This is a genomic window from Oscillibacter sp. KLE 1745, assembly GCF_000469445.2.
Classification (GTDB): domain Bacteria; phylum Bacillota; class Clostridia; order Oscillospirales; family Oscillospiraceae; genus Oscillibacter; species Oscillibacter welbionis.
On the sequence record NZ_KI271747.1, the window covers coordinates 1 to 8,423 of the forward strand.

The 8,423-nt window shown below is 63.5% G+C and carries 7 protein-coding genes; 2 read left to right on the forward strand and 5 right to left on the reverse strand.

What is annotated here, in order from left to right; translation table 11 throughout:
* Positions 1–38: 38 nt before the first annotated feature.
* Entirely contained in the window at positions 39–590 is a 552-nt protein-coding gene (locus HMPREF1546_RS13065; RefSeq protein ID WP_025545367.1) for an ECF transporter S component, read from the reverse strand.
* 123 nt (positions 591–713) lie between these two features.
* Between HMPREF1546_RS13065 and HMPREF1546_RS13070 the strand changes: the two genes are divergently transcribed.
* Positions 714–2,105, forward strand: a complete 1,392-nt coding sequence (locus HMPREF1546_RS13070) for a PLP-dependent aminotransferase family protein (protein WP_021747895.1) — start codon at positions 714–716, stop codon at positions 2,103–2,105.
* Positions 2,106–2,181: 76 nt separating this feature from the next.
* Here HMPREF1546_RS13070 and HMPREF1546_RS13075 read toward each other — a convergent pair whose 3' ends face one another.
* Together HMPREF1546_RS13075 and HMPREF1546_RS13080 are read right to left on the reverse strand one after the other, a co-directional pair.
* Positions 2,182–3,564 carry an MATE family efflux transporter gene (locus tag HMPREF1546_RS13075; RefSeq protein WP_021750251.1) on the reverse strand — a complete coding sequence of 461 codons (1,383 nt, stop codon included), beginning with the start codon at positions 3,562–3,564 and terminating at the stop codon, positions 2,182–2,184.
* Positions 3,561–4,013, reverse strand: a complete 453-nt coding sequence (locus HMPREF1546_RS13080) for a MarR family winged helix-turn-helix transcriptional regulator (RefSeq protein ID WP_021750252.1) — start codon at positions 4,011–4,013, stop codon at positions 3,561–3,563. Before HMPREF1546_RS13080 ends, HMPREF1546_RS13075 begins: the two co-directional genes overlap by 4 nt.
* Before the next feature lie 174 nt (positions 4,014–4,187).
* Here HMPREF1546_RS13080 and HMPREF1546_RS13085 point away from each other — a divergent pair, with 174 nt between their 5' ends.
* A complete protein-coding gene (locus HMPREF1546_RS13085) occupies positions 4,188–5,036 on the forward strand; it encodes a DegV family protein (RefSeq protein WP_021750253.1) in 849 nt (282 codons plus the stop codon).
* Positions 5,037–5,171: 135 nt separating this feature from the next.
* Here the strand turns inward: HMPREF1546_RS13085 and HMPREF1546_RS13090 are convergent, their stop codons facing one another.
* Complete coding sequence (locus HMPREF1546_RS13090) at positions 5,172–6,560, reverse strand: YfcC family protein (RefSeq protein ID WP_036630883.1); 1,389 nt, start codon at positions 6,558–6,560, stop codon at positions 5,172–5,174.
* A 174-nt stretch (positions 6,561–6,734) separates the two neighbouring features.
* Complete coding sequence (gene argF, locus HMPREF1546_RS13095; protein ID WP_021750255.1) at positions 6,735–7,733, reverse strand: ornithine carbamoyltransferase; 999 nt, start codon at positions 7,731–7,733, stop codon at positions 6,735–6,737.
* Between the last annotated feature and the right edge of the window lie 690 nt (positions 7,734–8,423).

The following is an 8,423-nucleotide window of genomic DNA, read 5'->3' on the forward strand; positions in this document are numbered from 1 at the left end:
AAGGCCCGCCGGGGGAGCTTTCTTCCATGTTGCGGGGATCACAGCCGGGGGAACTCCCGCCGGACGTAGGCGCTGCGGCCCAGAGCCGCCGCCAGCAGTGTGGAGGCGGCGATGCCGAAGGCAGCCTGCACCAGATTGCTGGGGATACCTGCCGCGGCACCAGCCGCGCTCCCCAGCAGCAGGGCGTCGTACAGCCAGTAGCCCACCACCATGGGCAGCTCTCCCATGATGCCGCAGGCCGCAAGGCCCAGGGGACCCCGTCCCTTTCCGAACGCCTGATGGCACGCGGCCGCCAAAGCCGCCATCCCTGCCTTGATGACCAGGGTAGCGGGTGCGTAGATGGGCGAGCCCAGCAGCACATCCGCCAGGGCCGGGCCGATGCTGCCCGCCAGGGCGCCCCAGGCTGGCCCCAGCAGATATCCGCCCAGCAGCACCACCGTGTCCCCCAGGTTCATGTAGCCGCCGGTGGGGGACGGCACCTTCACCACCATAGTGGCCACGCAGGCCAGCGCCGCAAAGGCCGCCGCCATCACGACCATCCGTGTCCGCTGGAAGGTCTTGGCCGTCTCCTGCTCCGCTGTCTTCTCCATATCCTCTTCTCCTTCCGGCGGGGCCGTCTCGCGCCCCATTTGCTGTTGCCATCATAGAACAAATATGATATGATTAAAAGCGTCAATTTCTGAATTTTTTATCAGGTCAGATGGAGGAAGCCCATGCGTACCTACGCCCTGGAAAACCGCGGCAGAGCGCCGCTGTATGAATACCTGTACCGCTGCATCCGGGGGGACATCCTGGACGGCACCCTGACGGCCGGGGAGCGGCTGCCCTCCAAGCGGGCCCTGGCGGAGCACCTGCACATCTCCGTCATGACGGTGGAGGGGGCCTACCAGCAGCTGGAGGCGGAGGGCTATGTGTACACCCAGCCCAAACGGGGCTTTTTTGTGGCGGAGGTGGAGCGGCCCCGGCCTGCCGTCCCCGCTCCTCCGGCTCCTGAGGCGCCGCCGGAGGCCCCGGTCTGGCGGCTGGATCTGAAGAGCAACCAGGTGGACGCCAGCCGCTTCCCCGCGGCGGCCTGGGCCCGTCTGACCCGGCAGGTGCTGTCCGAGGACGGGGAAGCCCTGCTGCGCCCAGTGCCCCACCAGGGGCTGCCCGCCCTGCGGCAGGCCATCGCCCGGGACCTGCGGGAGTATAAGGGCATGGCTGTGCCGCCGGAGCAGATCGTGGTGGGGGCCGGGGCGGAGTACCTGTATCTGCTGCTGGCTCAGCTGCTGGGACGGGAGGCCGTCTTTGCCGTGGAGGATCCGGGCTATCCCAAAATCCGCCAGGTGTACGGCAAGTGCGGCGCGGCTTGCCGCCCGGTGCCCCTGGACGGCCAGGGCGTTCCCCCGGAGGCCCTGGAGGCGGCGGGAGCCAGTGTGGTCCATCTCTCTCCCGCCCACCACTATCCCACCGGACTGGTGACACCCATCGGCCGGCGGCAGGCCCTGCTCCGCTGGGCTGAGAAGGCCGGAGGCATCATCATCGAGGATGACTATGACAGCGAGTTCCGCTTTACAGGCCGTCCCATTCCCACCCTCCAGAGTATCGACACCGCCGGGCGGGTGGTGTACATGAACACCTTCTCCCAGACCATCTCCCCCTCCATGCGGGTGGGATTCATGGTGCTGCCGCCCCGCCTGCTGGAGCAGTACCGCCGGGAGCTGGATTTTTATTCCTGCACGGTGCCCGCCCTGGACCAGCACGTGCTGGCCCGGTTCCTGGACCAGGGCCACTACGAGCAGCACCTGGCCCGGATGCGCAAGGAGTACCGCACCCGTCACGACGCGGTTCTGGCCTCCTTCCGGTCCAGCCCTTTCCGGAACCGGATCACGATCTCGGAGCAGGGGGCGGGGCTCCACTTTCTCCTGCGGCTGGACACCCGGGAAAGCGACGGGGCCCTGCGGGACCGGGCTGCGGCTCTGGGCGTCCGGCTGGGCTTTCTCTCGGAGTACGCCGCCATCCCCTCCCCTGCCTACGCCCACACGCTGGTGGTGAACTATGCCGGCCTCAGCCCGGCGGCGCTGCCAGAGGCCATGGACCTGCTGGTGGAGATCTTCGGGGCCTGATGCCTGCCGTCCACTCCCACGCGCAAAAAAGCCGGCCGCCCTTGGGGCGGCCGGCTCTCTGCATCGGGTTTTCGGTTCACACGCCGGGCTTTCCCTCCAGCGCGGTCATGCTCTTTTTGAAATGGACAGCGAACATGGTGGCTGTGGTACACACCGCCAGGAAATCCGCCACCGGCTCCGCCAGAAAGACCGCAAAAGCCTTATCCGCAAAAAAGTTGGGCAGAATATAAATGAAGGGAATCAGCAGGATGATCTTCCGCAGCACTGCCAGGAACAAGGAGATCTTGGCGTTGCCCAGGGCCACGAAAGTCTGCTGACAGGCGATCTGGATACCGAAGATCCCGGTGGCCGCCATGTAGATCCGCAGGGCCCAGGAGGCATAGCTCACCAGCTCGCTGTCCGAGGTGAACATCAGGGCGAACAGCTGGGGGAACAGCTGCACCAGCGCCCACAGCAGCAGGGAGTATGCCAGGCAGGCCATCAGCAGCACCTGGAAGGCACGCCGTACCCGCTCCGGATTCCGGGCGCCGTAGTTGTAGCTGATGATGGGCTGGGCCCCTTGGGTCAGGCCCTGGAGGGGCATCATGGCGAACTGCATGATGCTGGAGAGCACGGTCATAGCACCCACAGCGATGTCCCCGCCGTATTTCAGCAGTGAGGAGTTGAAGCACACGGTAATGAGGCTCTCCGTAGACTGCATGATGAAGGGGGAAGCGCCCAGGGCCAGGGCCGGCAGCACCACCTTGGCTTGGGGCCGCAGGTGCTCCCGCCGCAGGTGCCACTTGGTCTTGCTGCCCGTAAGGAACTTCAGCACCCACACCGCGGAGACCGCCTGGGATAGAATGGTGGCCAGGGCCGCGCCCCGGACCCCCATGCCGAAGGCGAAGATGAAGATGGGGTCCAGCACCGTATTGAGGATCGCGCCGATCAGCACGGTCTTCATGCCCACCACCGTGAAGCCCTGGGCGGTGATATAGGCGTTCATGCCCAAGGTCACCTGGACGAAGATGGTGCCCAGGGCATAAATGCGCATATAGTTCAGGGCGTAGCCGATGGTGTTGTCGCTGGCGCCGAAGATGCGGAGCATGGGCTCCGCAAACACCAGAAAGACCACGGTCAGCACCACGGACACCGCCACCAGCATGGTGAAGCTGTTGCCCATGATCCGCTCCGACTCTTTCAGGTCTCCCCGCCCTTCGGCGATGGAGGCCCGGGGTGCGCCGCCGAAGGCCATCAGGGCCGCGAAGGCGGAGATCACCATGATGATGGGCAGGCACACCCCCACGCCGGTGAGGGCCAGCTTGCCCACAGTCTCCACCGGCTGCATGTGGCCGATGTACACCCGGTCTACCAGATTGTACAGCATGTTGACGATCTGGGAGGTGATGGTAGGAACGGCCAGGGAAAACAGCAGCTTTCCCACGCTCCCGCTGCCCAGGTCCACATTTCGACGGCTCATGTATTGCCTCCTTCCTTCAACCGCACTTCCGCGCTGGTCAGAACCTTTTCCAGCAGTTCCTGAAATCGCTCCGCCTCCGACTGTGTCAGACCGGCAAACAGCGCGTCCAGGCAGGTACTCTGGAGCTTCTGCCCCTCCCGGGCCAGGGCCGCGCCCGCATCTGTCAGCGCCAGATGGATCACCCGGCGGTCTGCCTTGTCCGGCTGACGGCGGAGCAGCTCCCGCGCCGCCAGCAGGTCCACCGCGGCGGACACCTGGCTCTTGGCCAGTCCCCGGAGCTCTGTCACGTCTCGGGCAGTGTCATGTGCCGGATGATTGGCCAGAAACAGCACCACATGCATCTCCCGCATGGAGAGCCCGGTGCGGGACAGAAGCTCTGAGAAATGCCTATCGTAATACCGGCGGAACTGCTGGATAACCCGCAGCAGCTGCGTACTGCTCACTGCCACAGCGCCCGCCCCCTTTCATTTTATTTAAAACAGTTCTTATAAGAACTGTTCCAGCATAGCACTATTTTTTCCGCCTGTCAAGATTTCCGAATCCATCCTTGACAATTCTCCCTTCCTCCAGTATGATGGTGGCAGAAGATATCGTTTTTAAAATCAGATTTCGGGGTGTTCTTTATGACATGGAATATTGTGAGCGACAGCAGCTGCGACCTGCGGACAGCTTCCTTCCACAGCAGCTGCGTCCGGTTTGAGACCGTGCCTCTGCGCATCCAGGTGGGCGGCCGGGAATTTGTGGACGATGACGCCCTGTCGGTTCCCGCCCTGCTCTCCGCCATGGCGGTGGAGAAGGCTGCCTCCTCGTCCGCCTGCCCCTCCCCCGCCGACTTTGCCGGGGCCTTTGAGCGGGGGGACCGTACCGTCTGCTTCACGCTTTCCTCCCAGCTCTCCGGCACGTATCACGCGGCCTGCATCGCCCGGGAGATGGTGCTGGAGGAGCACCCGGAAAAGCAGATCTGCGTCATCGACTCCCGCGCCGCCGCCGGGACCATGGTGCTGCTGATCCGCCGGGCCCAGGCCCTGATGGAGGCAGCGGGGGATGATGGGGACTTCGACGCTCTCTGCCAGCAGCTCCACCGCTATCAGGCCACCCTGCGGACCTGCTTCACCCTGGAGAATTTCGACAACCTCATCAAAAATGGCCGGATGCGGCCCATTGTGGGCACGTTGCTCCGCTCCCTGGGCATCCACATCATTGCGGACGCCACAGCCGAGGGCACCATTCATGTGGCGGATAAGGCCCGGGGCGTGGGTAAGACCTACCGGGCCATCACCGCCCTGATGAAGGCCAGCAAGGACTGCACCGACGCAGAGGTGGTAATCTCCCACTGTGAGAACCTGGAGGGTGCTATGGCCCTGAAGCGGCAGATCCTGGCAGACCTGCCGGTGAAACAGGTGGACCTGCTGTCCTGCCGGGGACTCACCAGCTTCTATGCCATGGAAAAGGGCCTCATCGTGGGGTACTGAGGTACGTCCTTCCCCATCAGGCGCCTCCGCGGAAGGCCGCTTCCGGAACAGCAGTCAGCCGCCGGAACCGCCATCTTCCGGCATTTGGATATGGCAAAAAAGCGCGCACGGAAAACCGTGCGCGCTTTGCTTTTTCTATCCCAGCAGCACACCCGCCACCAGGAACGCCAGGGCCAGCAGCAAAAACCAGAGTATCAGCTTCCACACATACTTCACCCAGCGGTCGTAGGGCACATGGCCCAGGGCCAGGGCGCCCATCACCACCGCCGCAGTAGGGGTGATGATGTTCACCAGGCCGGAGGCGGACTGGAACGCTGTCACCACCAGATCGCCGCCCACCCCGGCGAATTTGCCCAGGGGCGCCACAATGGGGATGGACAGTGTCGCCAGGCCCGACGAGGACGGGATCAGGATGGTGAGGGGCAGGTACAGGGCGAACACCAGCAGCGTGAAGCTGATGGCCCCGGCGCCGGAAAGGGCCTGCTCTCCCCAGTGGAGGACCGTGTCGGTGATGGCGCCGTCGTTCATCAGCACAGTGATGCCCCGGCTGATGCCGATGATAAAGGCCACGCCCAAAAGGTCCGCGCAGCCGGCCACGTAGGTCTCTACCAGCTCCTCCTCACTCATCCGGTCAATGAGGCCGATGACGACACCTGCCACCAAGAACAGGGCGGAGAGCTCCGGAAACCACCAGCCCAGAGCGGGCAGGGACAGGCCCATCTCGTCAAAGGGCACCACAGCATAGACCATGATGAGGAATGTCAGCGTAAAGAGGGCCATGATGACCTTCCGCTTGGCGGTAAAGGGCACCTGCTGGTCCATGCTTACCTGGATCTTGCCCGCGCCCACGCCCACCACGGATTTGGAGGGGTTCTTCTTGACCTTTGCGGCGTAGGCCATCACAAACCAGATGGCCGCCGCCTCAAAGGCCACCCACTCCAGCAGCCGCAGCACGATACCCTCTCCCAGAGAGACCCCGGCAAAGCCCGCGGCGATGCCGGTGGCAAAGGGGTTCACCGTGGAGGCGATGACGCCGGCCCCGGCCCCCAGCAGGATCACGCTGATGCCCACTACCGCGTCGTACCCGGCCGCCAGGAACACCGGGATCAGCAGGGGATAAAAGGCCATAGTCTCCTCCCACATGCCGTAGGTGGTGCCGCCCAGGCCGAACAGCAGCATCAGAATGGGGATCAGCCACTTCTCCCGGCCGCCCAGCAGGCGGATGACGTTGCCCACGCCGGCGTCCACGGCACCGGTCTTCATCACCACGCCCAGAAAGCCGCCCACCATCAGGATGAAGATGCACACGTCCACCGCGTCGTAAAAGCCAGAAAAAGCTGCCTTCAGAACGTCGCCCACTCCCTGGGGATTCTGCTCCACCGTGTGGTACGTCCCCGCCACCGGCACGCCGTCCACGTAGTCATAGCTGCCCGCCGGGATGATCCAGGTGGCGGCAGCCACCAGGATCAGCAGCAGGAACAGGATCGTATAGGCTGTGGGCATGTGGAATTTTTTTTGATTCAAGATATCTACCCCGCTTCTGTTTTGACGCCGCGGCGTCAACATCATTTCCATCATGTTTGCCGGCAGCACGCGTGTCGGCAAACATCCTTCCCAGCTATCAAGTGTGCAAGCGAAGCGAGTACATGCAGATAGCTGTAAACGCTCTCACGAAAAAGGCGGCGCCTTTTCCATGAATTATCTTCCGATGGTGGCCACCAGCACAGCTTTGATGGAGTGCATCCGGTTCTCCGCCTCGTCGAATACCACACTGTGGCGGCTGCGGAACACCTCGTCGGTGACCTCCCGGATGTCCACGCCCTTGTCCTGCCACTCCTTGGCCAGCTTGGTCTCAAAGTCATGGAAGGAGGGCAGGCAGTGCAGATACAGCACGTTGGAGTTGCCGGTGGCCTTCAGTGTCTCCTCCGTCACCCGGTAGGGCGTCAGCAGCTTGGCCCGCTCGGGGATCAGGTCCTCCTCGCCCATGGAAGCCCAGATGTCGCCGTAGATCACGTCCGCATCCTTCAGGGAGTTCATGTCGTCGGTGATCTCGATGAGGCCGCCGTTCTCCCGTGCGGTGGCGAATACCCGCTTCACCAGTGTGCCGTCCATCTCCTTGGCCAGCTCCTGGGGCCCCAGGCCCACAAAATGCATACCCATCTTGGCGGCGCCGATCATCCAGGCGTAGCACATATTGTTCCGCACGTCGCCGGGGAACACCACCTTCACCTGGTTCAGGGGCTTGTGGCAGTGCTCCTCAATGGTCATCATGTCCGCCAGGATCTGGGTGGGGTGGTCTGCGTCGGTGAGACCGTTCCAGACGGGCACACCGGCGTACTTCGCCAGATCCTCCACCACCTTCTGGTCGTAGCCCCGGTACTCGATGCCGTCGAAAAACCGGCCCAGCACTTTGGCGGTGTCCTCCAGAGACTCCTTCTTGCCCATCTGGCTGCTGCCGGCGTCCAGATAGGTGACGTGGCCCCCCTCCTGGGTAGCAGCCACCTCGAAGGAGCAGCGGGTGCGGGTGGAGGTCTTTTCAAACAGCAGCACGATGTGCTTGCCCTGAAGGGTTGGGTCGCAGATGCCGGCCCGGCGCTTGGCCTTCAGGTCGTGGCCCAGGTCCAGGAGATAACGGATCTCCGCGGGGGTGAAGTCTTCCAGAGTCAGAAAACTCCGGCCTTTCAAATTGATTGCCATAAAATGCACTCCTTTTTATCTTGTTCATGATGAGGACTTTTTGAGGGGACAGATGTGGACCGCCGAACAGGGGCTGTGGGGGATACTGCTCCCGGCGGAAAAGAAAACATGTTTCGGCGGGGGAAGGTTGGCGATCCCTTGCGGCGGTCAGAGAGGGAAACGTCCGGCCCTTGGGAACCCCTCCAGCCCGGGGAAGTCCGGGATACACGCTGCGCTGATTTTCGCTGCCGCTGGCCGGTGGTTAATGAGAGTTTCAGCATAGGGCCAAGCTGCAGCTTCCATGACCGCCAGGGCAGCGCGTAGCGAAGCCGAACGCGCGGAAGGAGGAACCAGTGAAACACTGATGACGGAAATCCCCGGAGCGCCGTAGTGCGAGACAGGAAAAGAGAAGCAGTTCAAATGCGTCCTTGCATCCCGGCAACTTCCGCACCATCCGCCACGGGACGGCAGTCGAGGGAATTGCAGAAGGGCCTAGCGTGCCCGAAGGCAAGGCCAAATCGGAGCAGGCACCGATTCGCCGCCCCCCGTCAGCGCGGAGGGCCACTGCACCAGAGCGCATCCAGGCGCCTTTCTCTTTGGACCGTGCACGGCCCGTTTCTCTTTTGGCAAGACCGATAAGGGGTCCCGCCGCGCCCCGCACGGTGGGGAGAGGAGGAGCGCCCAAGCCCACGGAGTGGGCGCGGAAGTGCC

Bases quoted from the DNA above. Each gene is read 5' to 3' on its own strand.
- HMPREF1546_RS13070 (WP_021747895.1), top strand. From the start codon at position 714: ATGCGTACCTACGCCCTGGAAAACCGCGGCAGAGCGCCGCTGTATGAA.
- argF (WP_021750255.1), bottom strand. From the start codon at position 7,733: ATGGCAATCAATTTGAAAGGCCGGAGTTTTCTGACTCTGGAAGACTTC.
- HMPREF1546_RS13065 (WP_025545367.1), bottom strand. From the start codon at position 590: ATGGAGAAGACAGCGGAGCAGGAGACGGCCAAGACCTTCCAGCGGACA.
- HMPREF1546_RS13085 (WP_021750253.1), top strand. From the start codon at position 4,188: ATGACATGGAATATTGTGAGCGACAGCAGCTGCGACCTGCGGACAGCT.
- HMPREF1546_RS13075 (WP_021750251.1), bottom strand. From the start codon at position 3,564: ATGAGCCGTCGAAATGTGGACCTGGGCAGCGGGAGCGTGGGAAAGCTG.